General features: G+C 62.7%; 20 protein-coding genes and 2 pseudogenes. 10 read left to right on the top strand and 12 right to left on the bottom strand.

Going from position 1 to position 26,404, the window contains the following annotated elements; genetic code table 11:
• Window positions 1–22 precede the first annotated feature (22 nt).
• From spoT to DYL59_RS11615, 3 genes are read left to right on the top strand one after another with little or no spacing between them, the layout of a single operon-like run.
• The gene (spoT, locus tag DYL59_RS11625) at window positions 23–2,128 is read left to right on the top strand and encodes a bifunctional GTP diphosphokinase/guanosine-3',5'-bis pyrophosphate 3'-pyrophosphohydrolase (protein WP_058424246.1); all 2,106 of its coding nucleotides are present in this window, start codon (window positions 23–25) and stop codon (window positions 2,126–2,128) included.
• Window positions 2,129–2,167: 39 nt separating this feature from the next.
• The gene (locus DYL59_RS11620) at window positions 2,168–2,548 is read left to right on the top strand and encodes a RidA family protein (protein ID WP_003176922.1); all 381 of its coding nucleotides are present in this window, start codon (window positions 2,168–2,170) and stop codon (window positions 2,546–2,548) included.
• Between the two features lie 57 nt (window positions 2,549–2,605).
• A complete protein-coding gene (locus DYL59_RS11615) occupies window positions 2,606–3,349 on the top strand; it encodes a hypothetical protein (protein WP_135289313.1) in 744 nt (247 codons plus the stop codon).
• A gap of 125 nt (window positions 3,350–3,474) precedes the next feature.
• Here the strand turns inward: DYL59_RS11615 and DYL59_RS11605 are convergent, their stop codons facing one another.
• Complete coding sequence (locus tag DYL59_RS11605) at window positions 3,475–4,326, bottom strand: SDR family oxidoreductase (RefSeq protein ID WP_135289312.1); 852 nt, start codon at window positions 4,324–4,326, stop codon at window positions 3,475–3,477.
• A 187-nt stretch (window positions 4,327–4,513) separates the two neighbouring features.
• On the opposite strand from DYL59_RS11605, the gene exbB reads away from it, so the two are divergent.
• The 6 genes from exbB (at window position 4,514) to DYL59_RS11575 (ending at window position 11,365) form a co-directional block, all read left to right on the top strand.
• Window positions 4,514–5,473: a tonB-system energizer ExbB gene (gene exbB / locus DYL59_RS11600; protein ID WP_135289311.1), complete on the top strand. Its 960-nt coding sequence runs from the start codon at window positions 4,514–4,516 to the stop codon at window positions 5,471–5,473.
• 6 nt (window positions 5,474–5,479) lie between these two features.
• Window positions 5,480–5,905: a TonB system transport protein ExbD gene (gene exbD / locus DYL59_RS11595; RefSeq protein WP_135289310.1), complete on the top strand. Its 426-nt coding sequence runs from the start codon at window positions 5,480–5,482 to the stop codon at window positions 5,903–5,905.
• A complete protein-coding gene (locus tag DYL59_RS11590; RefSeq protein WP_135289309.1) occupies window positions 5,902–6,651 on the top strand; it encodes a TonB family protein in 750 nt (249 codons plus the stop codon). Before exbD ends, DYL59_RS11590 begins: the two co-directional genes overlap by 4 nt.
• Before the next feature lie 231 nt (window positions 6,652–6,882).
• The gene (locus DYL59_RS11585; protein WP_016975936.1) at window positions 6,883–7,803 is read left to right on the top strand and encodes a hydrogen peroxide-inducible genes activator; all 921 of its coding nucleotides are present in this window, start codon (window positions 6,883–6,885) and stop codon (window positions 7,801–7,803) included.
• Window positions 7,804–7,811: 8 nt separating this feature from the next.
• On the top strand, window positions 7,812–9,887 hold the full coding sequence (recG, locus tag DYL59_RS11580) for an ATP-dependent DNA helicase RecG (protein WP_135289308.1): 2,076 nt from the start codon (window positions 7,812–7,814) through the stop codon (window positions 9,885–9,887).
• 77 nt (window positions 9,888–9,964) lie between these two features.
• On the top strand, window positions 9,965–11,365 hold the full coding sequence (locus DYL59_RS11575) for an aminoacyl-tRNA deacylase and HDOD domain-containing protein (RefSeq protein ID WP_135289307.1): 1,401 nt from the start codon (window positions 9,965–9,967) through the stop codon (window positions 11,363–11,365).
• Window positions 11,366–11,469: 104 nt separating this feature from the next.
• Here DYL59_RS11575 and DYL59_RS11565 read toward each other — a convergent pair.
• A pseudogene (locus tag DYL59_RS11565) lies at window positions 11,470–11,583 on the bottom strand (helicase); the annotation flags it as partial.
• 357 nt (window positions 11,584–11,940) lie between these two features.
• On the opposite strand from DYL59_RS11565, the pseudogene DYL59_RS11560 reads away from it, so the two are divergent.
• Window positions 11,941–12,126, top strand: a pseudogene (locus tag DYL59_RS11560) (histidine kinase); the annotation flags it as partial.
• Between the two features lie 103 nt (window positions 12,127–12,229).
• On the opposite strand, the gene DYL59_RS11555 reads toward DYL59_RS11560, so the two are convergent.
• The 10 genes from DYL59_RS11555 to DYL59_RS11510 form a co-directional block, all read right to left on the bottom strand.
• Window positions 12,230–12,604, bottom strand: coding sequence for a helicase (locus tag DYL59_RS11555; RefSeq protein WP_135289306.1), 375 nt, complete (start codon window positions 12,602–12,604; stop codon window positions 12,230–12,232).
• 124 nt (window positions 12,605–12,728) lie between these two features.
• Window positions 12,729–13,652, bottom strand: a complete 924-nt coding sequence (gene tagQ, locus DYL59_RS11550; RefSeq protein WP_135289305.1) for a type VI secretion system-associated lipoprotein TagQ — start codon at window positions 13,650–13,652, stop codon at window positions 12,729–12,731.
• Window positions 13,653–13,736: 84 nt separating this feature from the next.
• A complete protein-coding gene (locus tag DYL59_RS11545) occupies window positions 13,737–15,446 on the bottom strand; it encodes a formylglycine-generating enzyme family protein (protein ID WP_135289304.1) in 1,710 nt (569 codons plus the stop codon).
• Entirely contained in the window at window positions 15,439–16,617 is a 1,179-nt protein-coding gene (locus DYL59_RS11540) for an ABC transporter permease family protein (RefSeq protein ID WP_135289303.1), read from the bottom strand. The genes DYL59_RS11545 and DYL59_RS11540 overlap by 8 nt, the downstream gene beginning before the upstream one ends.
• Window positions 16,617–17,321, bottom strand: a complete 705-nt coding sequence (locus tag DYL59_RS11535) for an ABC transporter ATP-binding protein (RefSeq protein ID WP_135289366.1) — start codon at window positions 17,319–17,321, stop codon at window positions 16,617–16,619. Before DYL59_RS11535 ends, DYL59_RS11540 begins: the two co-directional genes overlap by 1 nt.
• Window positions 17,321–20,278, bottom strand: coding sequence for a serine/threonine-protein kinase (locus DYL59_RS11530; RefSeq protein WP_135289302.1), 2,958 nt, complete (start codon window positions 20,276–20,278; stop codon window positions 17,321–17,323). Before DYL59_RS11530 ends, DYL59_RS11535 begins: the two co-directional genes overlap by 1 nt.
• Window positions 20,275–20,994 (bottom strand): PP2C family protein-serine/threonine phosphatase, encoded by a 720-nt coding sequence (locus DYL59_RS11525; RefSeq protein WP_135289301.1) that lies wholly within the window; start codon window positions 20,992–20,994, stop codon window positions 20,275–20,277. The genes DYL59_RS11530 and DYL59_RS11525 overlap by 4 nt, the downstream gene beginning before the upstream one ends.
• Entirely contained in the window at window positions 20,995–21,615 is a 621-nt protein-coding gene (gene tagF, locus DYL59_RS11520; protein WP_135289300.1) for a type VI secretion system-associated protein TagF, read from the bottom strand.
• Window positions 21,612–25,112: a type VI secretion system membrane subunit TssM gene (tssM, locus tag DYL59_RS11515; protein WP_135289299.1), complete on the bottom strand. Its 3,501-nt coding sequence runs from the start codon at window positions 25,110–25,112 to the stop codon at window positions 21,612–21,614. The genes tagF and tssM overlap by 4 nt, the downstream gene beginning before the upstream one ends.
• A complete protein-coding gene (locus DYL59_RS11510) occupies window positions 25,109–26,398 on the bottom strand; it encodes a DotU family type VI secretion system protein (protein ID WP_135289298.1) in 1,290 nt (429 codons plus the stop codon). Before DYL59_RS11510 ends, tssM begins: the two co-directional genes overlap by 4 nt.
• Between the last annotated feature and the right edge of the window lie 6 nt (window positions 26,399–26,404).

Here is a 26,404-nt window from a genome sequence, read left to right as displayed (position 1 = left end):
GCATGCGGCAGGAGTCACTCCTATGCCGAGCATAGACGCCCTCGCCGATCGCTTATCGGCCTACCTCGGCCCAGACCAGGTCAACCTGGTCCGCCGAGCGTATTTCTACGCCGAACAAGCCCACGACGGCCAGCGCCGCCGTAGCGGTGAGGCGTATGTCACCCATCCCCTTGCGGTGGCAAATATTCTGGCCGACATGCACATGGACCATCAAAGCCTGATGGCCGCGATGCTGCATGACGTGATCGAAGACACCGGCATCGCCAAGGAAGCGCTCAGCGCGCAATTTGGCGAAACCGTGGCCGAACTGGTCGACGGGGTCAGCAAACTGACCCAGATGAACTTCGAGACCAAGGCCGAAGCCCAGGCGGAAAACTTCCAGAAGATGGCCATGGCCATGGCACGCGATATTCGTGTGATCCTGGTCAAGCTGGCCGACCGGCTGCACAACATGCGCACGCTGGAAGTGCTGTCCGGCGAAAAACGCCGGCGCATCGCCAAGGAAACCCTGGAAATCTACGCGCCCATCGCCAACCGGCTGGGCATGCACGCCATTCGTATCGAATTCGAAGACCTTGGCTTCAAGGCCATGCACCCGATGCGTTCGGCGCGCATCTACCAGGCGGTCAAGCGCGCCCGGGGCAACCGCAAGGAAATCGTCAACAAGATCGAAGAGTCCCTGAGCCATTGCCTGGCGATCGATGAGATCGAGGGCGAAGTCAGCGGGCGGCAGAAGCACATCTACGGCATCTATAAAAAGATGCGCGGCAAACGCCGGGCCTTCAACGAGATCATGGACGTGTATGCGTTCCGGATCATCGTCGACAAGGTCGATACCTGCTACCGCGTGCTGGGGGCTGTACATAATTTGTACAAACCCCTGCCGGGCCGCTTCAAGGACTACATCGCCATTCCCAAGGCCAACGGCTATCAGTCGCTGCATACCACACTGTTCGGTATGCACGGGGTGCCGATCGAGATCCAGATCCGCACGCGGGAAATGGAAGAAATGGCCAACAACGGCATCGCCGCCCATTGGCTGTATAAATCCAGCGGTGACGAACAGCCAAAAGGCACCCATGCCCGCGCCCGTCAGTGGGTCAAAGGCGTGCTGGAGATGCAACAACGTGCCGGCAACTCCCTGGAATTCATCGAAAGCGTGAAGATCGACCTGTTCCCGGACGAGGTCTACGTGTTCACGCCCAAAGGCCGGATCATGGAGCTGCCCAAAGGCTCCACGGCGGTCGACTTTGCCTACGCGGTGCACACCGACGTGGGTAACAGCTGCATTGCCTGTCGGATCAATCGCCGTCTCGCACCGCTGTCCGAGCCACTGCAAAGCGGCTCCACGGTGGAGATTGTCAGCGCACCGGGCGCACGCCCGAACCCGGCATGGCTCAACTTCGTGGTCACCGGCAAGGCGCGCACGCACATTCGCCACGCCCTGAAGCTGCAGCGCCGTTCCGAGTCCATCAGCCTGGGCGAACGCCTGCTGAACAAGGTGCTCAACGGTTTCGACAGCGCCCTGGACAAGATCCCGCAGGAACGCGTGCAAGCGATGCTCCACGAGTACCGCCAGGAAACCATCGAAGACCTGCTGGAAGACATCGGCCTGGGCAACCGCATGGCCTATGTGGTCGCCCGCCGCCTGCTGGGCGAAGGCGAACAGTTGCCAAGCCCCGAAGGCCCGCTGGCGATTCGCGGCACCGAAGGCCTGGTGCTCAGCTATGCCAAGTGCTGCACGCCAATCCCGGGCGACCCGATTGTGGGTCACTTGTCCGCCGGCAAAGGCATGGTGGTGCACCTGGACAACTGCCGCAACATCACCGAAATCCGCCACAACCCGGAAAAATGCATCCAGCTTTCGTGGGCCAAGGATGTCACCGGCGAATTCAACGTCGAGCTGCGCGTGGAGCTGGAACATCAACGCGGCCTGATCGCCCTGCTGGCCAGCAGCGTCAACGCGGCCGACGGCAATATCGAAAAAATCAGCATGGACGAACGCGATGGCCGCATCAGCGTGGTCCAGCTGGTGGTCAGCGTGCACGACCGCGTGCACCTGGCCCGCGTGATCAAGAAACTGCGCGCCTTGACCGGCGTGATCCGCATCACCCGCATGCGTGCATAACTCTTCAAATAAGCCATTGCCTCTTACAAGGAGTCATAAATGACCAAGACCGTTATCACCAGCGACAAGGCCCCAGCCGCCATCGGCACTTACTCCCAGGCGATCAAGGCAGGCAACACCGTCTACATGTCCGGCCAGATCCCGCTGGACCCGAAGACCATGGAACTGGTGGAAGGCTTCGAAGCGCAGACCGTGCAGGTCTTCGAGAACCTCAAGTCCGTGGCCGAAGCCGCCGGCGGTTCGTTCAAGGACATCGTCAAGCTGAACATCTTCCTCACCGACCTGAGCCACTTCGCCAAGGTCAACGAGATCATGGGCAAGTACTTCGAACAGCCGTACCCAGCCCGTGCCGCCATCGGCGTTGCCGCCCTGCCAAAGGGCGCGCAGGTTGAGATGGACGCGATTCTGGTCATCGAGTAAAACACCCGGCGCAGCTTTCCCCAGGCTGCGCCGACTCTGTTTCAGAAGGATTTCGTAATGCGCAAAGCGCTTGTAGCCTCATCGTTGCTCACCCTGCTGCTCGGCGGCTGCGCCAGCAACCCCGCCGACCTGGATGTGAGCGGCACCTGGATCAACCAGGTCGCCATCGATGCGGCAGCCAAGGGCGGCCCTTTGCGTGAAGCCCTGCAAAGCTTTGGCCCGAACCTCGAATGGGAGGTCAACCCCAAGGCAGGGCAGGCGCGCTACTACAACGGTTTTGAAGTAGCAGAAGGCAAGTTGCTGGGTGAAAAATCCGGCGCCTGGAGCGTCGACTTCTACGGCAGCTCCGCCACCGAACTCAAGCGCAAAGGCAAGCAACTGCTGCAAGTGGCCAACGACAATGAGCCTGAGCAATTGTTTGCACGAGCCAAAGAGCCAGCACCGGAAGGCGCACCACTGGGTGCCAACTTCGAGCGAGCACTGTACGCCGCGTATCTGGGCGGTGACTGGAAGATCCTCGACGGTTTCGGCAGCGGCGCCATCGTGCAATTCCAGGCCAACGGCAAAGTTGCCGGGCTGCCGAATGTCGATCAGTACTCGTTGTGCCTGGCGGGTGATTGCGCGTCCATGAGCGGCGGCTATGACAGCATCTGGTTGCAATTGAACGGCCAGGGCAACCCGTGGATCTTTGTGCGCAAGGATAAGCAGTTGGAAATCTTCCAGGCGATCAATACTGCGCAGGCGGATGAAGTGCCTCAGTTCACGCCCGGCCCTCGCCAATGGCTGCTTGAAAAGCAGTAACCAGCCTCACGAAGACTCAAATGTGGGAGCGGGCTTGCTCGCGAAAGCGGCGGATCAGTCAACATTTCCAGTGACTGACACACCGCCTTCGCGAGCAAGCCCGCTCCCACATTTTTTACCGCGTTTCAGCCTTTGAGAATCGCTGCATAACCTTCCCGGAAGGTCGGATAGGTCGGCACCCATCCCAACGCCTTGGCCCGTGCATTACTGCACTGCTTGCTCCCCGCACGCCGCACGCTGGCATCATCAGCCCATTCGGTCACACCCAGATACTCACGCAACCAATCCACCACCTCCGCCAGCGGCGCGGGCGCATCGTCGACGCCGATGTAGACCTTCTCCAACGAACCGCCCTTTTCTACATGCCGCAACATAAAGGCCAGCAAGCCCGCCGCGTCGTCCGCGTGAATACGGTTGCCATATAAAGGTGGGTCAATCGCCACGCGATAACCTCGGCGCACCTGGGTCAGCAGCCATTCACGGCCCGGCCCGTAGATGCCGGTCAGGCGCACGATGCTGGCCGGAATGCCGCTTTCGAGTGCGACTTGCTCGGCTTCGAGCATCACTTGCCCGGAGTAGCCCTGCGCCTGAGTGGCGGACGTTTCGTCGACCCACTCCCCCTTCTGTTGCCCGTACACGCTGCTGCTGGATACAAACAGCAGGTGCTTCGGCTCCTGGCCATAGTCACCCAGCCATTCGAGAACATGTTTCAGACCCTGTACGTAAGCCGCGCGATACCCCGCTTCGTCGTGATCGGTGGCGGCCGCGCAATACACCAGGTAATCCACCCCGCCAATCGGCCAGGTGTCGGGGCAATCCTTGTTGAACAGGTCGCCCGCGATGCCGATCACCCCCTCGGGCAGGCGCGAAATATCACGCCGCAGGCCATGAACCTCCCATTCCGAGGCGAGCAGTTGGCTGGCCAACCGGCTCCCCACATCGCCACAGCCGGCAATCACAACAGAAGGCGCAGACATCACAAAACTCCGTACAGAAAGGTCTAGGTTAGCCCTCGCAGGTGACAAACGGCCAGAAAAAGCACAAATAAAGTTACTGTATTACTTCTGTTAACAAGAATTACTTGCAATAATAACCGCCCATTTGTCCTCGGCCTCCCAGGTCTGGAAGGACGATCACTCATTTTTCCTCTCAGGTCCGGCCAGCATGACACGTAATACCACCCCCGCTTCGCCAACCACATCCCGCGCCTGGCGCGCGATTGCCGCGCTGCTGTTCAGCGTCATGCTGGCGCCGACCGCCGCCTTCGCGGATGCCACCGCCCCAGCCGCACCGGCTGCTGCCGAGCAAAGCACTGCTGCTCCAGCCATCGCCCCAGCCGCTAACGATCCAGCCCTGGCTGCCGATCCTGCCTCCGCCGACGAAACCGGCGTGGTACTGGAAGAAGACAACACCCTGGGCATGGCCCACGACCTGTCCCCATGGGGCATGTATCAGAACGCTGACGTCGTGGTGAAGGCCGTGATGATCGGCCTGGCCATCGCCTCGATCATCACCTGGACCATCTGGATCGCCAAAGGCTTCGAGCTGCTGGGCGCCAAGCGTCGTCTGCGCACCGAAATCGTGCACCTGAAAAAGGCCACCACCCTCAAGGAAGCGAGCGAAAGCGCAACCAAGAAGGGCACCCTGGCCAACACCCTGGTGCACGATGCGCTGGAAGAAATGCGCCTGTCGGCCAACACCCGCGAAAAAGAAGGCATCAAGGAGCGCGTGGCCTTCCGCCTGGAGCGCCTGGTTGCAGCATGCGGTCGTAACATGAGCAGCGGCACCGGCGTGCTGGCGACCATCGGTTCCACCGCGCCGTTCGTCGGCCTGTTCGGTACTGTGTGGGGCATCATGAACAGCTTCATCGGCATCGCCAAAACCCAAACCACCAACCTCGCCGTCGTTGCCCCAGGCATCGCCGAAGCCCTGCTGGCAACTGCCCTGGGCCTGGTTGCTGCGATTCCTGCGGTGGTGATCTACAACGTCTTCGCCCGTTCGATCGCTGGCTACAAAGCCCAGGTGTCGGACGCGTCGGCAGAAGTCCTGCTGCTGGTCAGCCGCGACCTCGATCACCTGCCTACCGAGCGCAGCTCGCAACCGCACATGGTGAAAGTGGGGTAATCGGCCATGGGCCTGCATTTGAATCAAGGCGACGACGAACTCGTCGAGAACCACGAAATCAACGTCACGCCGTTTATCGACGTGATGCTGGTGCTGCTGATCATCTTCATGGTGGCCGCTCCACTGGCCACCGTGGACATCAAGGTCGATCTGCCCGCCTCCACCGCCAAGCCGGCGCCGCGGCCAGAGAAACCGGTGTTCCTCAGCGTCAAGGCAGACCAGCGTCTGTTCCTGGGCGAAGAAGAAGTCAAATCCGAAACCCTGGGCCAGGTGCTGGACGCCAAGACCCAAGGCAAAAAAGACACGACGATCTTCTTCCAGGCCGACAAGGGCGTGGACTACGGCGACCTGATGAGCGTGATGGATGCCCTGCGGGCAGCCGGCTACCTCAAGGTAGGCCTGGTCGGACTTGAGACGGCAGCCAAGAAATGATCACGACGCGCCACAAACTGACGCGTTATGGCACCAGCCTCGCCGTCGTGCTGGGCGTGCATGCCGTCGCGATCGCTATCGCGCTCCATTGGTCAGCGCCGCACACGGTGCAGTTGCCACCGGCCGCCATGGTCATTGACCTGGCGCCGATGCCAGCGCCGCCGCCTCCGGCACCGCCCAAGGTGATCACGCCGCCGCAACCACCGACGCCGGTCGAAGAACTGCCCCTGCCGAAACTGGCCGAGGCACCCAAGCCGACGATCCAGGTGCCCAAACCGGTCAAACCAAAGCCTAAGCCTGCGCCGCCAAAACCGGTGGAGAAGAAGATCGAGCCGCCCAAGGAGAAACCTTCCGAGGATCCGCCGAGCGACGCTCCACCGACCAACGCCCCTGCGGAGAAGTCGGCCCAGCCCGTACCAGGCCCGTCGCCGCAACAGATTGCTGCCAAGGCATCCTGGGAAGGCACCCTGCTGGCGCACTTGCAGAAGTACAAGAAGTACCCGCCCGGCGCCCAGGCCCGTGGCAAAGAAGGCCTGAACCGCCTGCGGTTCGTGGTGGATGCTGACGGCAACGTGCTGTCCTACGAGTTGGTGGGCCGCTCCGGCAACGCCGACCTGGACCGCGCCACCCTGGACATGATCCGTCGTGCCCAGCCGCTGCCCAAGCCACCGGCCGACATGCTCAAGGGCGGCAGCATCGAGATCGTTGCACCGTTTGTGTACAACATCGAGAAGCGCCGCCGCTAAGGGTTGCAGGAGCGGGCTTGTGTGGGAGCGGGCTTGCTCGCGAATGCGGAGTGTCAGTCGATACATTCGTCACTGATACACCGCATTCGCGAGCAAGCCCGCCCCCACATTTGATTGCGTACAACCAAAAAACTCTTCCACGCCCCCACTCAATCCCCAACAAACTTCTGATAACGTGCGTCTATCGATTGCAGCCGGTATGCTTGGCCCGCAACCTCATGGACGCCCGCTATGACTCTTACAGAATTACGCTACATCGTTACCCTCGCCCAAGAGCAGCACTTCGGCCACGCGGCCGAGCGTTGCCACGTCAGCCAGCCGACGTTGTCGGTGGGCGTGAAAAAGCTTGAAGACGAACTCGGTGTGCTGATTTTCGAGCGCAGCAAGAGCGCCGTGCGCCTCACCCCCGTGGGCGAAGGCATCGTGGCCCAGGCCCAGAAGGTGCTGGAGCAAGCGCAAAGCATTCGCGAGCTGGCCCAGGCCGGCAAGAACCAGCTGACCGCACCGCTGAAAGTCGGCGCCATCTACACCGTCGGCCCGTACCTGTTCCCGCACCTGATCCCGCAACTGCACCGCGTCGCGCCGCAGATGCCGCTGTATATCGAAGAAAACTTCACCCACGTACTGCGCGACAAACTGCGCAACGGCGAGTTGGACGCGATCATCATCGCCCTGCCGTTCAATGAGGCGGACGTACTCACCCTGCCCCTCTACGACGAGCCGTTCTACGTGCTAATGCCGGCCTCCCACCCGTGGACGCAAAAAGACACCATCGACGCCGGCCTGCTCAACGACAAGAGCCTGCTGCTGCTGGGCGAAGGCCATTGTTTCCGCGACCAGGTGCTCGAAGCCTGCCCGACCCTGACCAAAGGCAACGACGGCGCCAAGCACACCACCGTGGAGTCCAGCTCCCTGGAAACCATCCGCCACATGGTTGCGTCCGGCCTGGGCATTTCGATCCTGCCGTTGTCGGCCGTCGACAGCCATCATTACGCCCCTGGTGTGATTGAAGTGCGTCCGCTCACGCCGCCGGTACCGTTCCGTACCGTGGCCATTGCCTGGCGCGCCAGCTTCCCACGGCCCAAGGCCATTGAGATCCTCGCCGACTCGATCCGCCTGTGCTCGGTGGCCAAGCCGACTGCTGCGAGCTAAGCCAACGTATGACTGAGCTGTCGCAGGTGTCGGTGACGGCACTCAAGGGTGTCGGTGAAGCCATGGCCGAGAAACTGGCCAAGGTCGGCCTGGAGAATCTTCAGGACGTGCTGTTCCACCTGCCCCTGCGTTACCAGGACCGCACCCGCGTAGTGCCCATTGGCCAACTGCGCCCTGGGCAGGATGCAGTGGTCGAAGGCACCGTCAGCGGCGCCGATGTAGTGATGGGCAAGCGTCGCAGCCTGGTGGTGCGCCTGCAGGACGGCACCGGCGGCCTGAGCCTGCGTTTCTATCATTTCAGCAATGCGCAGAAAGAAGGCCTCAAGCGCGGCACCCGCGTGCGTTGCTACGGCGAAGCACGCCCCGGCGCATCGGGCCTTGAGATCTACCACCCGGAATACCGCGCCATAACCGGCGATGAACCACCGCCGGTAGACACCACCCTCACCCCCATCTACCCGCTTACCGAAGGCCTGACCCAGCAACGCCTGCGCCAACTGTGCACGCAAACGTTGACGATGCTCGGCCCCAAAAGCCTGCCCGACTGGCTGCCACTGGAGCTGGCCCGCGACTACCAACTGGCGCCGCTGGACGATGCGATTCGCTACCTGCATCACCCGCCGGCCGACGCCGATGTGGATGAACTGGCCTTGGGGCATCACTGGGCTCAGCACCGCCTGGCCTTTGAAGAACTGCTGACCCACCAGCTGTCCCAACAACGCCTGCGTGAGAGCATGCGCTCCCTGCGCGCACCGGCGATGCCCAAGGCCACGCACCTGCCCGCGCAGTACCTGGCCAACTTAGGCTTTGCGCCCACCGGCGCGCAGCAGCGCGTCGGCAATGAAATCGCCTACGACCTCAGCCAGCAAGAACCCATGCTGCGCCTGATCCAGGGCGACGTAGGCGCCGGCAAGACCGTCGTCGCCGCCCTCGCCGCCCTGCAAGCACTGGAAGCCGGTTACCAGGTAGCGCTGATGGCCCCGACTGAGATCCTGGCCGAGCAACACTTCATCACTTTCAAGCGCTGGCTCGAACCCTTGGGCCTGGAAGTGGCGTGGCTGGCGGGCAAGCTCAAGGGCAAGAACCGAGCCGCCGCGCTGGAGCAAATCGCCGGTGGCGCGCCGATGGTGGTGGGCACCCACGCACTGTTCCAGGACGAAGTGAAGTTCAAGAACCTGGCCCTGGTGATCATCGACGAACAGCACCGCTTTGGCGTGCAACAACGCCTGGCCCTGCGCCAGAAAGGTGTGGGCGGGCGCATGAACCCGCACCAGCTGATCATGACCGCCACGCCCATCCCGCGCACCCTGGCCATGAGCGCCTACGCCGACCTCGACACCTCCATTCTCGACGAACTGCCCCCAGGCCGTACCCCGGTCAATACCGTGCTGGTCACCGACACCCGGCGTGTCGAAGTGATCGAACGCGTACGCGGTGCCTGCGCCGAAGGTCGCCAGGCGTACTGGGTGTGCACGCTGATCGAAGAGTCCGAAGAGCTCACCTGCCAGGCCGCCGAAACCACCTACGAAGACCTCACCAGCGCCCTCGGCGAGCTTAAGGTGGGGCTGATCCACGGGCGCATGAAGCCTGCGGAAAAGGCGGCGGTGATGGCCGAATTCAAGGCCGGCAACCTGCAATTGCTGGTGGCCACCACGGTAATCGAAGTCGGCGTGGACGTGCCCAACGCCAGCTTGATGATCATCGAAAACCCCGAGCGCCTGGGCCTGGCCCAGCTGCACCAATTGCGTGGCCGCGTCGGCCGAGGCAGCGCCGCCAGCCATTGCGTGCTGCTGTATCACCCGCCGCTGTCACAGATCGGTCGTCAGCGCCTGGGCATCATGCGCGAAACCAACGACGGGTTTGTCATCGCCGAAAAGGACCTGGAACTGCGCGGCCCCGGCGAAATGCTCGGCACCCGCCAGACCGGCCTGCTGCAATTCAAGGTCGCCGACCTGATGCGCGATGCCGACTTGCTCCCCGCTGTACGCGATGCGGCGCAAGCGCTGCTGGAGCGCTGGCCGGAGCATGTCAGCCCATTGCTGGATCGCTGGCTCAGGCACGGGCAGCAATACGGCCAAGTGTGACGCCTGACTCACTTATACGACCAACAGATGTATCAAGCTGGTTATACTTCTTTGATTGTAAAAAATTGGATCAGGCCATGTCAGAAGTTGCCCTCGCTACAGCCCCACTGACCGCCCCGCCGGTCATTCGGGCTCTGCTCGCAAAACTCTCCATCAGTTACACGGAAGTCGCCGAACAACCTGGCCTGAATCCCGCGCGAAAGGTCCAGGCCGTGCTGCTGGAAGATGCGGTGGGCGCACTGATGGTGCTGTTCCCGCAAAACCAGTTGCTCGACCTCAACCGTCTTGCCGAACTCACCGGCCGACGCCTTACGGCGGTGTCGCCAGAGCGCGTCAAGCGCATGCTGGATAAGCACGAGCTGAGCCTGCTGCCGGGCCTGCCAGCGCTGACCAGTTCACCGTGCCTATACGAAGGCAGCCTGCTCAATGAACCAAGCCTGCTGGTACATTCGGGCGAAGCCGGGCTGCTGCTGGAAATCGCCAGCGCCGACTTCAAGACCATGCTTACCAAAGCCAGTGCCGCGCACTTCGGCGAGCCGCTGAGCAATATCCGCCCCAACCTCGACCGCCCCAACGATGACCGCGAGGAAATCACCCAGGCGATGCAGGCGTTCACCGCCCGTCGCATCCAGCAACGCCTGGAAGCGACCATCGAGATTCCGCCGCTGGCCGATACCGCGCAAAAGATCATCAAGCTGCGGGTCGACCCCAACGCCACCATCGATGACATCACCGGCGTAGTAGAAACCGACCCGGCCCTGGCCGCCCAAGTGGTGAGCTGGGCTGCATCGCCGTATTACGCCTCGCCGGGCAAGATCCGCTCGGTGGAAGACGCCATCGTGCGCGTGCTGGGCTTTGACCTGGTGATCAACCTGGCATTGGGCCTGGCACTGGGCAAGACCTTGAGCCTGCCCAAGGACCACCCGCACCAGGCCACGCCGTACTGGCACCAGTCGATCTACACCGCCGCCGTGATCGAAGGCCTCACCCGTGCCATGCCCCGTGCCCAGCGCCCGGAAGCGGGCCTGACTTACCTCGCCGGCCTGCTGCACAACTTCGGTTACCTGCTGCTGGCCCATGTGTTCCCGCCGCACTTCTCGCTGATCTGCCGCCACCTGGAGGTCAACCCGCACCTGTGCCACAGCTATGTGGAACAACACCTGCTGGGCATCAGCCGCGAGCAGATTGGTGCGTGGCTGATGCGTTACTGGGATATGCCGGACGAACTGTCCACGGCCCTGCGCTTCCAGCATGACCCGACCTATGACGGTCAGTACGCCGAATACCCGAACCTGGTGTGTTTGGCGGTGCGCTTGTTGCGCAGCCGTGGGATTGGCTCCGGGCCTGATGAAGCCATTCCTGACGAACTGCTTGAGCGTCTGGGGCTGAGCCGAGACAAGGCTGAGGAAGTGGTCGGCAAGGTGTTGGATGCCGAGGTGTTGTTGCGTGAACTGGCGTCCCAGTTCAGCCAGAACTGAACATGTAGGAGCGAGCTTGCTCGCGAAAAACCCGAGAACACTGCGGGGTGTCAGGCACCCCGCGTGATCGTTAACGACCTTCGCGAGCAAGCTCGCTCCTACAGTTACTTCTTTTTCTTCGGCTTCAAATACTTGGTCAACCCCTGGAACCAGATCACCAGCGCCGGGTTGCCCTTGATCTGGATCGACTTGTCCTGAATCCCCGTCATGAACGCCAGTTACTTGTTCTTCAGAAGAGCAGGGTGTGCGACTACCTGTGAGGGTTGACAGTATTCGGGACAACTTCCGAGTGATCTAATCGGCATGAGTAGTTACTGCAACCCAATGACGAGCCCTGAGGAGAAAACTCATGCCAGTCACGCAGACACAACTTACAGGCACTGTAACGAAATTGGGAACCAGGATGACAGGTCCCCACTCAACGAGCCAGACAGTGAGCGTCAAAGCAGACGATGGAAGTGGTGAGGTCACTATCGTCGCCAATGGAAATTACGCGGTGGGCGACAAGGTTACATATGTGCGTAACACAGGAGCAAGTTCGTCAACTTTTGGCGGTTTAGCAAAAGCGTAGAACTGAGTACCCGAATCTGGTGTGCCTGCTGCGCAGCCGCGGCATTGGCTCCGGGCCGGATGAAGCCATCCCGGATGCGTTGCTGGAGCGTTTGGGCTTGAGCCGGGACAAGGCTGAGGAAGTGGTGGGCAAGGTGCTGGATGCTGAGGTGTTGTTGCGTGAACTGGCGTCCCAGTTCAATCAGAACTGAACATGTAGGAGCAAGCTTGCTCGCGAAAACCCGAGAACACTGCGGGGTGTCAGGCACCCCGCGTGATCGTTAACGACCTTCGCGAGCAAGCTCGCTCCTACAGTTACTTCTTTTTCTTCGGCTTCAAATACTTGGTCAACCCCTGGAACCAGATCACCAGTGCCGGGTTGCCCTTGATCTGGATCGACTTGTCCTGAATCCCCGTCATGAACGCCAGTTGCTTGTTCTTCGCCTGCATCGTGGCGAAGCCGTAGGCGGCATCTTTAAAGGCGATAGCAAACGCAGGCGACGGGTGTACACCCGAACGGCTGGTGATGCGCTGGTCTTTGACGATGAAATGACGGGCGACTTTGCCGTCGAGGGTCTGCACCTGGAACGCCAGGTCTTTGTCACCCAGCTGTTGCTGGAACGCAGGGTTGGTGCGGCTGGCTTTGCCCATCATCAGGCCCAGCACCCACAGAAGAAGACGAAATTTCATGCACACGGCCTCGGTGTAATTATTGAGTGGCCGCAGCAGTGTAACGATTTGCAAAAAGAACGCCACCGATCTTGCGCATTAGCGGAAGATCGGCTTGCGTTTGACGCTTATAGCAGCATGTTACTTAAACGTTTGGGCAAGGCACCGGCGCCCAGTCGGCCAGGTTTGGATCGCGGCACGAGCCTTCGAGCTGCGCTTTACCGGCGCTGGCGACCTGCTTGCTTTCAGCTTGCTTGGCCTGCACGGTCTGGATGCTCTTCTCGGTGGTCACCGCTTCTTTCGGTACGGTTGGCAGTACGGGCTTCTTCGCCGGTTTCACGGCCTTCTTGCCTTTGGCAGGCGGGGTCACCGGTGTGGTATCGGCAGTGGCTACGGTGACCACGTCGGTACGCTGCACGCCCACTTGTTGCAGGTCTTTCTCGTAAGCCTGGGTGTAGTTGTTCAGGTCTTCGCTGGCTTTGCCGTTGACCGCGACGATCAGGTCATTGGATTCCTTCAGGCCCGCGACGATTTCTGCCAGGCGCTTGCGGCCTTCGGTGTCGTTGACGGTCTTGGCCTTACGGTCAGCCACCAGCTTGGTGAACGAGCTCTGATAGCACTGCTGCGACGCCTTGGCGTAGGCGGTGCTGCGGTCGATATCGGACGCGCTTTTGTTGAAGTCAGTGGAGTACGACGCAATGCGCTGGTTGTCATCGCTGATCTGCTTTTGACGCTCGGTGTAGTAACCCGCCGCGCCACCGGCCAACGCGCCGCCCGCTGCACCGATGGCGGCATTGCGACCGCGTTTTTCCTTGTCGCCGGTCAGGGCGCCCAGCAAGGCACCGCCGGCCGCGCCGATGGCAGCACCGGTCACGACCGATTTGGTCATGTCCGAGTCGGTGGCACGCAGGTGCTGCACCGGCTCGTAGCAATTGGGGTAGTACTCGACCTTGGTGCTCGACGCGACCTTACCGGCCGGCGACGTGGCGCAACCGGTCAGCACAGTGCTGAAACCAGCCGCGATCAACAACAAGTGACGCTTGGAAACCGCCTTACGGGAAAAAAGCATAGGTGTGTTCTCTGTTTAGTTTGACTTGCCCAGCACGGCCCACCGCCGCCTGAGTCCCTTCCAAGCTCGCCATACAGCCAGCGCTCATCGCTGACCGCTCGCTGCGAGCAATTCCTTCAAGATCGTCGCCGGGTCGGCCCGCTGTTGCTTGCGGTAGTTGCCGACATGGCGGACGAACAGTGTCGCGCGCGTCACCAGGCTCTTGCCGAGCACGGGCTTGCGATCCAACTCTTCCTTGATGCGTTGAAACTGCGCCTGGATCACCGCGTCGGTGTAGCGCGTGCCAGTGGCCAGGTTGTCGATGTAAATCGCCACCGCGCCGTCCAGCGCGTTGCGGCCATTGGCGATAGCCATGTCAAACAGCTGCACGCTGGCCTCGTCCTTGTTGTCCTTGGCCTGCTGGCGACTCTTCTGCAGGTTGGCCAGGCGGATGTTGTAGTTGGCGATGGTCTCGGCCACCAACGCGGCCGACTGGATCAAATTGCCCGCCGCTTCTTCGCGTTGCTGGGCGATCAGCGAGACGTTGCGCTTGAGCTCTTCGTTGACCAACCCCAACTCGGCCTGCAGCTTGGGGTCGACGCTGGCGGCGATGATGCTGTCCAGGCGCTTGGTCGGGTCCTGGGCGTCGTCGATGGCATCGGTCAGCGCGGCCAGGCGGCCTTCTTTCTGCCACTGGGCAAACAGTTCCTTGTAGCGCGAACGCGGTGCCGACAACGCGCCAATCGCCACGCGAAAACCGGTGGTCTCGTTGCTTTGCTCGGTGCCATCGGCGGCGAACAACGGGTACTCGCGGCGCATGCCGGTAAACAGCGTGCCCTCGCCTTCCAGGTAGTTGCCGCCCTTGACCACGAAGCCGCCGTAGGTGCCCTGGCGACGCCCGGCGTGTACCAGCTGGAAGGATTCCTGGACCATTTCGGCAGCGTTGCCAATCACGTCGAACATACCGATGGGGTTAGGCAACTTGGTGCCGATAGGCATCAAGCGTGCGGCCTGTCCGGTGCCGCCGGCGACCTGATTGAACACCGCGTAATCACCCAGCGGGCCGTCGCTGTCGCTGCCTTCGGCACGGCGCGGGAACAGCCGCCCTTCCAGGTCCTGACGGCTGACCGCCTGGCCGCCGCGCGCAGCAAACTCCCACTCCACTTCGGTGGGCAGGCGTACAAAACCAACGCCACCTTCATCTGCCGATGAGCCACGCCCGCTGACGGGCAGCAAATCGCGGTGGTATTTCATCAACCAGGCGCTGTACACCGCCGAGAAGCGTTCGGCTTCAAAGCGTGACAGTTTCACCTTGGGCAAACGCCCGGCCATACCGGCAGGCACATCGCAGGCCGGCGCCGGCTCGCCGCTGGCCAGGGACTGGGCCTGGGCCATCACCTGGGCGTACTGGCGGGCGGTCACTTCGTACTTGCCAATGAAGTACAGCATGGGCTTGAGCGGGGTCTTGGCCTCGGTCTTGGGCATCAACGGCGCGATGACTTTGTTCCATTGCTTGGGCAAGTCCTTCAGCGTGAACTGGCCGTTGATATAGTCGCGGCGGTAACCGGAAATAAACGACTGCTGATAGCCCGCCTCGCCTTCGGCAAAGGGGTAACCGAGGCTGATCTCACGGTCATCCAGGGTGCCCTGGGCCAGCACATAGGCGTAGCGGAACACCATGTTGCCGTCGCACGGCAACGGCAGGCTGACGTCACCTTCCAACGGCTTGGGGTTGTCGAGCTTGTCGCTTGCCTCATCGGCCCAGGCCATCGAGGCCAGGCTCAGCGCCACACAGGCGCCCAGTAACTTAAACATCTCTGATTCCTTCAGAAGCCTGGATACGCGCCACTCGCCAACCGCCACAGGCCGCCGCCACGGCGCTGACGCCCATGACTGCAACCAGGGCCAGGCCATAATGACGGGCCAGCAGGTGACTGGCGTGCTCGCCCGGCACCTGCACAAATAATTGATTCAACGCCGCTTCGGCCAAGCCATACAGGCCGGCACTGAGTACGGCAGCGAAGCCTGCGCTGTAGAGCGCCTGCAACACCACAAACAGCAACAGCCCAGCGGTAGAAAAGCCCAACAGGCGCAACACCGACAATTCCCGACGCTTGCGCGCCACGGCGGCCAACGCCCCGGCAAAGACCGCCGCAAACGCCCCCGCCAACGCCAACCCCGCAATTACCCAGAACACGATCGACAGGTTGCGGCTCAATGACTGCACCTGGGCGATGGCCTGGGCCTGGGTCGAGACCAACACATTCTGTCCGGCGAAAAACCGCCGCAGCGGTTCCACATCGATAAGGGTGCGGGCATACAAACGAAACGCCGGATAGATCCGCTGTCCGCTTGGCGCTTCACCGTCCCAGCCCAACGCCGGGACTGCACGGCCGTCCCGATAATCTTCCGCCGCTTCCAACACGCTCAGGTCGGCAAACAACCCGTCTCGAGCAAAAGCTTGCAGCGGCAACACCGCCAGCACCTGCACGCGTGTGCGCTGGGCCTCGATGCGCCCCGCCACTTGCCGTGCAAAGCTGATCTCCAATCCATCGCCGGGCCGCGCCGCAAGCTTTTCGGCGGCGGTGTGGCTAAGCACAACCTGATCCAGGCCTTCAGGCATCGGCAGGCCGCTCAACAACGGGTCACCCGAGGCCGTAGGCAGCATTTCCAAGGTCAGCGTGCCCACCTGCGCCGTCGCCGCAATCTGCCGCGTACGCGGTAGCGCAAACGCCACATCACTGCGCTCGCCCAACTGACGGATAAATGCGCTGCTGAATCGACCACCGCCCAACGGAATAATTTCACGGGTGGCGGGGTCGTTTTCCAAACGTTCGGTCAAACTGCCAACCAGTCCAAATTTCAGGCCGAATAACACCAGCAACGGCGCGATCACCGCCACCAACGCCAGCACCGAACAGGCCGACAGCCACGCATCGTTGCGATAGTCCTGCCACGCCAGGGAAGCCACCAGACCAAGGCGCATCAGCACGGCTCCCCGAGGGTGGCGGTAACACCGCCGTCGGCGTCGCGACGGCAACGGATGCGGCGCACCTGCAAGCCGCTGGCACGGGCCAGAGGCTCGTCATGGGTGGCGATCACGCAGGCCGCACGGTGCTCGCGGGCCTGAGCCAGCAGAGCCTGCATCACGCGCTCGGCGTTCAGCGGATCGAGGGATGCCGTCGGCTCATCGGCCAGCACCAATTGCGGCGCATGGGCCAGGGCGCGGGCACAACTGACGCGCTGGCGCTGGCCCACCGACAATGCCGCCGGTTTCTTCGCCAACTGATCGCTGATCTCCAACTGCTCAGCCAGCCGCGCCACGCTGCCATCGTCTTTCAAGCCCAACAGCTGTCGAGACAATGCGATATTGCTGCGCACATCGAGAAACCCCAGCAGCCCGCCGGTTTGCAGCACATAGCCCAACTGCTGGCTGCGCAATTGGGCCAGGGTGGTCTGCCGATCAGCCCGCCACAGCCCGCCGATATCGACCTGATTGAAATCAAACTGGCCCACCGAATCCGGCGCCAACACCAGCGCCAGCAAATCCAGCAAGGTGCTTTTGCCGCAGCCGCTGGGCCCGACAATCGCCACCTGCTCACCCGCCCGCAGCGCCAGCGCCGGAATCACCAGGCTATAGCGCTGGCTCCCCACGCCCCGGCTCTTGTGCACTGCGCTCAGGTTCAGCATCACGGCAGCGTCGACAACGGCACGCGGTACAACGCATCACCCGGCTCGGCAGCGCCGAAACGGACCCAGTTGGCCACGTCGTTGTGGAAGGTTTCATACAGGCGGATTTTCGAGTCCAGCTCGTCGATAAAGTCTTCCTGCTCGGCCACGCTCAACGACAGCCACAAGTCCTGGGTCATGTTCAGCGACTTGCTGCGGTACGGCAGGCCTTCCAGGTATTCGCCGAGGATGCCGCCATCGGCCAGGTTGCCGCCCTTGCGCAGGGCTTGCGGGTCGCGGCTCATATAGGCCGAGGCGCTGGCAATTTCCTGGAAGAAATCCTTGGGCGAGGTCTGGGTTTTGCGTGCCGCATCGACGATCAGCTTCAGCGACTGCTGCAAGTCGTTGAGCTGCAACTTGGTGAGCATCACGCACACCTGAAACGCTGGCAGCGCCGGGTTGGTAAGGTCGCGGTCAGCCGTCCAGGCGCTGACCAGTTGCGGCGCCTGGCTCGCGGCTTTGCGCCCCAGGAAGTCCATGTGCATGGCGTAGCCGACCGCTGCGGATTTATCCGCCAGGCTCGGTGCGCTATTGAGCAACGGCACCGGCTGCGGCGTGTTGCTGCGCACTTGGTGCACGAGGTTGGCGAACACTGTACCGATCTCATCCACCCGCTCGCCCAGCTTGCGTACATCACCACCGGGCACCGGCGTGTAGAGATCGCCAATCTGCGGGTTCGCATCAGCAGTGAGAACGCGGTATTGGCTTTCAGCACCGGCGTGGGTCTTCTTGCCGGCGTCGGTGCGTAGGTGCAGGGCGTAGATCTTGATCTGCTTGCCCAGCGCGGCCTGGCGCACTTCGGCTTCGTTCATTTGGGTAGCGGCGAACGGGTCGTTCTTGCGCAAGGCACCGGCATCGGTGACCAGCAGGATGAGGCGCCCGCCGTAGCCGGACCAATCCATGCCATCCACCGCCTGCATCACCCCGGCGAACGCATCTTCGTTGAAGGAGTGGCTGGACACGGTGGACGCCTTGACCTGCCGCGCCAGGTCGAGGAAGCGTTGCGGGTCGCGGCCTTGATCCAAGGTGATCAGGGTTTTGGACACGTACTCCAGCCCCGGCGTCTTCTTGGTGCTGCTACGAAAACCCACCATGCCGAAGCTGACGCTGTCCAACTCGCCGCGCTCGGCGATGCGAGTTTGCAGTTCGTGAACCACGTCGCGAATCTGGTCGATATAGGGCTGCATCGACACCGTGGTGTCCACCACCAGCACTACCGCCGTGCGGAAGGCATCGGCGTTGGCATTGAGCACAGGCGTCGCAGGTTTCGCCACGGCGCTGCTGCCAGGGTCGATGGACGCCACATTCAGCAACTGCACCGGCGTGCCGTTTTCGTCGAAGCTCTCTTTGGAATCGAAGATCGGCAGCAGGTAGAACTGGTTTTGCGGCACTGCGCTGGCGGTGGGTTCCAGGGCCAGGATCTGGCTATTGTCGTCGCTGTTTTTCTGCGCCTTGGCCAACACGCCTTTGGCGGCAGCGGGATCAGCCAACAGCTTCTCTACTTCGCCGGATTGGCGCAGGAACATCACGGGCGCACGGCCCGAACGCTCGGTGAATTTGAGCACCAGGCTTTGCTTCCAGTCGCTGACCTGGGAGGCAGGCAACCAACCGTCGCTGCGCCCATCGGTGGCGGCGCCGACACGTACCCACGGGCTGCCGTCGATGTCTTTGCGCTGGTACACGTACAGCACGGAGAACGCCGGCAGCGCCTTGCCCGGCGCGCTGCCGGCGTCTGCTGAAAGCTTGGCGCCGGGCTTGCTGAGCACACGCTGGAACAAGGTTTTCTTGCCCGCCATCAGCAAGGGACGCTGACCGCCGTCCACTTCGGCAACCGCTGGCACCTCTGCAGGAACAACGGCAACGGGCGGCTTAGCCACAGGTTCATCGCTACCGCTCAACCACCAATAACTGGCGCCGCCAATGGCCAAGGCAACCGCCACCGCAATGCCCGCCAGCGCCAACACCGGGCCGCGACGTTGTTCGCTGTGCTGAGTCGGCGGCACCACCGGTTGGCGCGGCGGCTGAGGTTTGTCGGTGGGAATCTCGATGGACTCCGGAGTAATACCCCCCAGGTCAAAACTCACCGGAACCGCTAACGGCCGCACCAGCGTGGCTTCTGGCGAATCCACCGGCAACTCATCCAAGGCCCGCAACAACGCTGCCGCATCCGGGTAACGCTCGGCCGGGTCCTTGGCCAACAGCTTGCGCAACACCTGTTGGTAGCGGCCGTGGTGCACCGGCAATTCCGGCAGCGGTTCGGTCAGGTGCGCCAGCGCCGTGGACAGCGCGTCGGTGCCGCTGTAGGGCAGCTTGCCGACGAGGATTTCGTAGAGCACCACACCCAACGCATACAGGTCGGCGCGGCCATCGATCTCCTGGCCCCGCGCTTGTTCCGGGCTCATATAGCTCGGGGTGCCCACGGCAAAACCGGCCTGGGTAAATTGGGTGCGGTCGTCCAGGGACTTGGCGATGCCGAAGTCCGACAACACCGCCGTACCATCGGCACGGAACAGGATGTTCGCCGGTTTGACGTCGCGGTGCACCAAGCCCTGAGCGTGGGCGTAACCCAGCGCCGAAGCGATTTGGCGGATCAGCGTCACCCCTTGCTCCGGCGTCATGCCAGCGGCGATACGCTCCTTGAGCGTGCCGTTGGGCAGGTATTCCATGGCCATGTAATACAGCTCACCGACGTTGCCGATGTCATGGATGGTCACGGTGTGCGGGTGCGACAGGCGCGCCAGGGTCTTGCCCTCGCGCAGGAAGCGCTCGCAAAAACTCGGGTCAGCTGCCAACGCCGCCGCCATCACCTTCAACGCCACCTTGCGCTCCAGCGAACGCTGGGTCGCCAGGTACACGCTGGCCATGGCGCCTTCGCCGATTTCGCCTTCGATGTCGTAGCCAGGGATCTGGATATTCATGCCGACACCTTCACGACGATAGTAGTGATGTTGTCCGGCGCGCCCCGGTTGAGGCCCAGGTGCACCAGGCTGCGGACGATTTCGTCCGGCGCGTCGTGGCTGAGCACGTCGCGGATTTCATGGTCTTCGACGGTCTTGTTGAGGCCGTCGCTGCACAACAGGTAGCTGTCACCGGGGGCGATCAGCAGGTCCACCGCCGCCACCTCAAGCTGGGCCTCCACGCCAATGGCGCGGGTGACGATGTTGGCGCGCGGGTGCACGCGGGCGTCGGCCTCGCTGAGCAGACCGCTGTCTTGCAGGTCTTGCACGTAGCTGTGGTCGCGAGAGATACGCTCCAGCACGCCGTCGCGCAGGCGGTACAGGCGACTATCGCCCGCCCACAGGCACACGCCGCGCAGGCCACGGGCGGCCAGCAGCACCACGGTGCTGCCCATCAGGGTCACGCCGCGGTTGGCGGTTTCTTCGCGCACGGCGGTATTGATGCGCAGCAGGTCATTGCGTAGCGCTGCGGTGTATTCCTCAAGGGAACGCCCCAACGGCACATTGCGCAGGCTGTCGACGATCAGGCTGCTGACGTAGTCCCCGGCCGCATGCCCGCCCATGCCATCGGCCACCACCCACAGGCGGTTTTCCGGCAGGTCCAGGCACGCGTCTTCGTTGACCTGGCGCACCATGCCCACATGGCTTTTGCTCGCGGATTTGTACGTCGACCCCATCTACACCACACCTTCTTGTCCGAGCAAAAACTGCGCAAAAACATCGGCGGCAGGCAGGCCCTGACACCGTGATAAACCAGGCTTCACCCGCTCTGAACCCCGCCCCCACCACACGCTGGCACCTACACAGGCCTGCTCGGCGAGGGCATTCATGCGCCCAAAGGGCAGGGTTTGAGCCACTCGCGGCTCACTGGGCGGAACGCCCAGCGCGTCGAGGCCAGCGTTGAAACCTTCAAAGGTCGCGCCCGCGTCCAGGGTGCTGAGCAACAGGTCTTCGGCCTGTTCAAACCAAGCGTCCGGCCCGCCCACCAAGGCGGCGGGATTGCAGTCGTGATCCAGCACTGCAACCACCGCCAGCGGAAAGTAGCGGCCGACCCGATCAATGCTCGGCATCACCACCCCCACCGCAGCGTCCGGCCCGCACACACCGGGCGCCAACACAAAGCGCCACAACGGGCTTACCAAGTACACGTTGAGCCATTCACCACCGAGGCTGTGCTGACTGGCGAGCAAACCCGCTGCCAGCCAGCTGTCCCACGGGCCGATAAAACTCTGGGGCAAGGCGCGGCTGACAAAATCCCCGCGACTGGCCAACTTGCCGTAGAAACCCAGCGTCGTCATAGCCGCTCCGGCAGGCTGAAACCGCTGAGTACACGGCTCTTGAACGGGTTGAACGCACTGTTGGCGCGCAGCTCGTAAGCGATGCTCGCCCCATCCACCCGCAGACGCAGGTTGAAGCGGTCCGGCGAGTTGCCAGCGGTCAAGTCCGATTGCTCCAGCAGGCGGAACCAGGCCCACGGCCCGTCCAGGGTCACGCCGGAACGGCCGCTGGCAGCAGGGGGCATGATCGAGATACGCACCACGCCAATGCTGCCGGGGTTCGGCCATTGCATCGCCACCGGGCGGCTGGGGCCGTGGTCGTAGCTCAGTTGCTGGCCGTCGAGGTCGAGCAAAAACTGGGTGATGCTCGGGTCCATCGACACCGGCTTGAGCTCGAACCGTACGATAGGCTGAGTGCCACCGGCGCGGAAGAACGCATCACGAATGCTCGCGGCACGCTGGAAGGTTTGCAGCACCCCTGGGGCAATCCCGAGCTTCTGCGCCGCCCCCGGCTGCCAGCGCCAGGTCTGGGCGGAGGTGTCCACGTACGGCTGCAGGTATTTGCGGAAGTAGTTATCCATTACCCCGCCCACGCCGAAAAACATGCCGAAGTCATCCAGGGTCGCGTCCCGCGCACTGCCCGGCGACATGGGGTAACGCCCGGCCAGCGACTGGCGATAGACGTTGACCACTTCACTCATCCAGGCTGCGTTCAGTTGGTTGCGCACCCCGCCCATCATGCTGTTGGTGGTGGAGTTGACCACCGACTTGACCATGCCCTGCACCAGCGCTGGCTGGCGTTCGGCATTCAGGCTGACGCGGGTGGCCGCTGCCGCCGCCTGGTTCTTCGCTTCCCCCAGCAACGCATCACCGCTGGCACCGACCATGGCGCTGACCTGCACATACAGCGCGTTCATGTCCGCCAGCAAAGCGTCGATAGCCGCCGGTTCGCCTTCGTTCTTGCTGACGATGCTGTTGAGTTCGGCAAAGTGCGCGGTCACTGGGTCATCCGCTGCCACCGCCGTATTGGAGGTCGCCTGCTCCTGACCCAACAAGCTGCCCAGGCGCTCCTTAAGCTTGTCGACACCGCCTTCCACCGGCACGCCTTTGGCCGCCAATTGGCGTTCTTCGGCTTGCAGATCGGTTTCCTTGGCCACCGCCACCAGCAGTTTTTTCAGCGGCGAAGTCGGGCCGGAAATTACCCGCAGCACATCGGCGGCCTGGGCCACGCTGGTGATCGGCACAAAGTCGATATCCGCCAGCAACCCGTCCCACTGGCGCTGGTAGTCCTGGAAATACAGGCGGCGCACATCGGCGGCCAGGCTCACCACGTTCTGTTGATCGGCTTGCTCGCGGCCCAGCACCCATTGCTCTTCGGCCAGGGTGCCGGTCTGGTTCAGGCTGCTGAGCAAGAATGCCTGGCGATAACCCTTGGCGGTGAAGAACCCACTTAGCGGCTCGCCCAACGGCTTGCCGCTTTTGCGGCTGAACACCAGCGCGGCGTCACGGCCTGCCGCTTCGTTGATGCGAAAATCCGGGACGCCTTCGGGCAGCTTCTGGCGCTTGACCCGGTCGTACACACGCTGGGCCACCGGCAGTTGTTGCAGCTGGCGGCGCAGGTCGTCGATCAAGCGCGGATCCAGGCGTGCATTGGGCGGATGGCGTTCGAACAGCGCCTGCAAGTGCCCGGCCAGGGCCTGGCGCTGATCGGCGGGAAGGTCGCGGGGCAGGTTGCGGTCCCAGTCCAGCGCGATCCAGGCCTTGATGAAGTCCGGGTCGTAATGCTCGGCATCGGCCAGCATCAGGTAGGCCTTGAGGCCTTCGTAAAGGAAATCGGAAGTGCCGCCGCCGTGCAGTTGCTCTTCGATGCGCGTCACCAAACGGGGCGCGAATACGGCGATCAACAGCTTGCGGTAGACGCTGGCGGACTCGGCTTCGAGCATGTCGCCCTGGTACAGACCCAGGCCTTCGGACCAACTCGGCGCATCACCGGCCAGGTTTTTCACCGCATTGAGCAGCGCCAGCACGGCGAGGATGTCACGCTGCGCCGGGCTCAGGGTTTGCACCGCTTGGCCCAGCGGCGCGACATTCTGGTCAACCTGGGCGATGTAGGCCTGGTTGGCGCGATAACTCACCCACCACAAGCCGCTGACCACCACCACGGTCGCCACGGTTGCTGCGAGCACCCCGCGGGCGATCCACTTGCGTCGGCGTTCGACCTTGGGGTTAACCCCCACCAATCCACGCTCGGCAAACGCCACGGCGGTGAAGAGCTTTTCGATGAAGTAACTGCGCCCGGTGCCGCTCTGGCGCGCCAGGTGCTGGCGGTCCAGGTTCATGCTCTGGGCCATGGCGCCGATCAGCCGATCGATCGGGCTGCCTTCCTGGGTGCCGCTGGTGAAGTACACGCCGCGCAGCAATACGCGCTCTTCGAAGGCATTGGGTTTGAACACGCCCTCAAGGAAACTTTGCAGGCAATCCTTCAAGGCGCCGAACTGCTGCGGGAAACCATAGATCAAGTCACGCCGCGCCGGGTCGCGCTCTTGTTGCAGGCGCTCTACCAAACGTTCGTTGAGGCGCTGTTCGAGCCCTGCGAATTCGCTTTGCAGATGAGCCAACGGACTGTCGCTGTTTTTGCCATCGTCCAGGGCGAAGGTCATGCCCCACACCTGGGCACGCTCTTCCTTGCTCAGGTTGTCGAAGAACTCCATGAAGCCCGGCACCAGGTCGAGCTTGGTGAGCATCAGGTAGATCGGGAAGCGTACGCCCAGTTGGGTGTACAGCTCCTGGATGCGCAGGCGTATGGCGGCAGCGTGGGCGGCGCGCTCGGCGTCCGTACCGAGCAACAGGTCCGACAGGCTGATGGCAATGAACGCGCCGTCGATAGGGCGACGCGAGCGCTGCTTTTTCAGCAGGTCGAGAAAGCCCAGCCACGCGGCTTTATCCACCGTGGAGTTGCTGTCCTGGGTGGTGTAGCGCCCGGCGGTGTCGAGCAATACGGCTTGATCGGTGAACCACCAGTCGCAGTTGCGTGTACCGCCAACACCGCGCACCGCGCCAGCCCCCAACTGGGCGGCCAGCGGGAAATGCAGGCCGGAATTGACCAGCGCTGTGGTCTTGCCTGAACCCGGCGGGCCGATGATCACGTACCACGGCAACTCGTAGAGGTTGCGGCGCTCATCGCCACCGAGCTTGGCCTTTTTCAGCAACGCCAAGGCCTCGTCCATACGCTGGCGCAGGGTGGTGAGTTCTTCAGCAGTGGCAACGCTATTGGGGTCGGCCGGGGTTTCGGCGGCCAGGCTGCGCATCACTTCGGCGGCCTGACGGCGGGCCTGGATGATGCGCAACACGCGGTAGGCGAGCCACAGCGCAAACACCAGGATAATCAGCGCCCAGCGGCGCCCTTCGGGTACCAGCACATCGAGCAACGGCCCGACAAACCAGATGATCAGGCTCAGGGCGATCAAGCCCAGCACCGGGATCACCCAGCGAATCATGAAACTGAAAAACGCCTTCACTCGACGCCCTCCGCCAATACGGTGATTTCGACCCGACGATTACGGGCGCGGCCTTCGGCTGTGCTGTTGGTGGCCACCGGCTCGGTGTCGCTGCGCCCTTCGGCGCTGAAACGCTCGGCCTGGCCTGTCTTGGCCGCCAGAATCTCCAGCACCGACTTGGCCCGCGCCTCGGACAACGCCCAGTTGGATGGGAAGCGCAGCGTGGCAATCGGACGGTTGTCGCTGTGCCCGGTGACGCGCACTTGGCCCTTCACTTTGCGAATGGCATCGGCGATGCGCAGCATCAGCGGCTGGTAGTCATCGACGATGCTGGAGCTGGCCGACGCGAACAGTTCATCGCCACGAATGGTCACGACCGAACGGTCCACTGCATCTTCAACGGCCACGCGCCCAGCCTTGATGTCTTCGACGAGAAAGCCGGCCAAGCGCGGCCGCTCGATCACCTTGGGTTGCACCGCCGGGCGGTCGATAGCCTGCACCGGGATCTCGCCCAATGCATGGATGTTCTTGAACACCGGCTCCGCATCCGAGGCCAGCTTGAGGCGCAAGCCAAACAACAACGCCAGCAACAGCGCCACGCCAATGGCCACGGCGATCCACGGTGGCATGAATTGCGCCAGCCGATCCCGCACTACCGTCACTCCGCGCCAGTGCGGCGACAGTTCGCGCTCGTGTTCGCCACGGGCACTGCGAATGGCTGCTGCGGTGCGTTCGCGCAAGGCTTCCAACTGGCTGCGGCCGTCATTCATCACGCGGTAGCGGCCCTCAAACCCCAGGCACATGCACAGGTACAACAGCTCCAGCAGGTACAGGCGTTCCCGTGGGCTTTGCAGGCAATGGTCGAGCAACTGGAAGACTTTTTCGCCGCCCCAGGCTTCGTTGTGCACGGTGATCAACAGGCTTTGCTTGCCCCAATCGCTGGTGCTGCCCCATGGCGTGCTCAACACCGCTTCATCGAGGGCGGTGCACAGCGCGTAGCGGGCCAACAGCACTTCGTTGCGGGCGATACCAGCGGCTTCGGCGCGCTCTTCGAATTGGCGCAGGTACGCCAGCAACTGCGCGCGCAAACTGGCCGGCGCCGGGTGAGCGATGGTGTTACGCAGGCGGGTCAGCAGGGCCAAGAGCGGCCCGGCAGCGCTTTCCAGCGGGTTGAGGCCTTGGCTTTTGCCAGTGAGCATCGGCGCGGCCGGCATCGACAAAGGCGCAGGTTCAGCACGCACCGGCGCAGGCTCTCGGCCACCTGGGCGCGGCATGAACTGGGTGCGGTCGTCATCATTGGGATGCATCGCGGA

The sequence above is a fragment of the Pseudomonas kairouanensis genome (assembly GCF_004682055.1).
Classification (GTDB): Bacteria; Pseudomonadota; Gammaproteobacteria; order Pseudomonadales; family Pseudomonadaceae; genus Aquipseudomonas; species Aquipseudomonas kairouanensis.
The sequence above is the reverse complement of the archived record's forward strand: the minus strand, read 5'-3'. Positions and strand labels throughout refer to the sequence as shown.

Coding starts and splice junctions, on each gene's coding strand:
- spoT (WP_058424246.1), top strand. CDS start 23: ATGCCGAGCATAGACGCCCTCGCCGATCGCTTATCGGCCTACCTCGGC.
- DYL59_RS11620 (WP_003176922.1), top strand. CDS start 2,168: ATGACCAAGACCGTTATCACCAGCGACAAGGCCCCAGCCGCCATCGGC.
- DYL59_RS11615 (WP_135289313.1), top strand. CDS start 2,606: ATGCGCAAAGCGCTTGTAGCCTCATCGTTGCTCACCCTGCTGCTCGGC.
- DYL59_RS11605 (WP_135289312.1), bottom strand. CDS start 4,326: ATGTCTGCGCCTTCTGTTGTGATTGCCGGCTGTGGCGATGTGGGGAGC.
- exbB (WP_135289311.1), top strand. CDS start 4,514: ATGACACGTAATACCACCCCCGCTTCGCCAACCACATCCCGCGCCTGG.
- exbD (WP_135289310.1), top strand. CDS start 5,480: ATGGGCCTGCATTTGAATCAAGGCGACGACGAACTCGTCGAGAACCAC.
- DYL59_RS11590 (WP_135289309.1), top strand. CDS start 5,902: ATGATCACGACGCGCCACAAACTGACGCGTTATGGCACCAGCCTCGCC.
- DYL59_RS11585 (WP_016975936.1), top strand. CDS start 6,883: ATGACTCTTACAGAATTACGCTACATCGTTACCCTCGCCCAAGAGCAG.
- recG (WP_135289308.1), top strand. CDS start 7,812: ATGACTGAGCTGTCGCAGGTGTCGGTGACGGCACTCAAGGGTGTCGGT.
- DYL59_RS11575 (WP_135289307.1), top strand. CDS start 9,965: ATGTCAGAAGTTGCCCTCGCTACAGCCCCACTGACCGCCCCGCCGGTC.
- DYL59_RS11555 (WP_135289306.1), bottom strand. CDS start 12,604: ATGAAATTTCGTCTTCTTCTGTGGGTGCTGGGCCTGATGATGGGCAAA.
- tagQ (WP_135289305.1), bottom strand. CDS start 13,652: ATGCTTTTTTCCCGTAAGGCGGTTTCCAAGCGTCACTTGTTGTTGATC.
- DYL59_RS11545 (WP_135289304.1), bottom strand. CDS start 15,446: ATGTTTAAGTTACTGGGCGCCTGTGTGGCGCTGAGCCTGGCCTCGATG.
- DYL59_RS11540 (WP_135289303.1), bottom strand. CDS start 16,617: ATGCGCCTTGGTCTGGTGGCTTCCCTGGCGTGGCAGGACTATCGCAAC.
- DYL59_RS11535 (WP_135289366.1), bottom strand. CDS start 17,321: ATGCTGAACCTGAGCGCAGTGCACAAGAGCCGGGGCGTGGGGAGCCAG.
- DYL59_RS11530 (WP_135289302.1), bottom strand. CDS start 20,278: ATGAATATCCAGATCCCTGGCTACGACATCGAAGGCGAAATCGGCGAA.
- DYL59_RS11525 (WP_135289301.1), bottom strand. CDS start 20,994: ATGGGGTCGACGTACAAATCCGCGAGCAAAAGCCATGTGGGCATGGTG.
- tagF (WP_135289300.1), bottom strand. CDS start 21,615: ATGACGACGCTGGGTTTCTACGGCAAGTTGGCCAGTCGCGGGGATTTT.
- DYL59_RS11510 (WP_135289298.1), bottom strand. CDS start 26,398: ATGCATCCCAATGATGACGACCGCACCCAGTTCATGCCGCGCCCAGGT.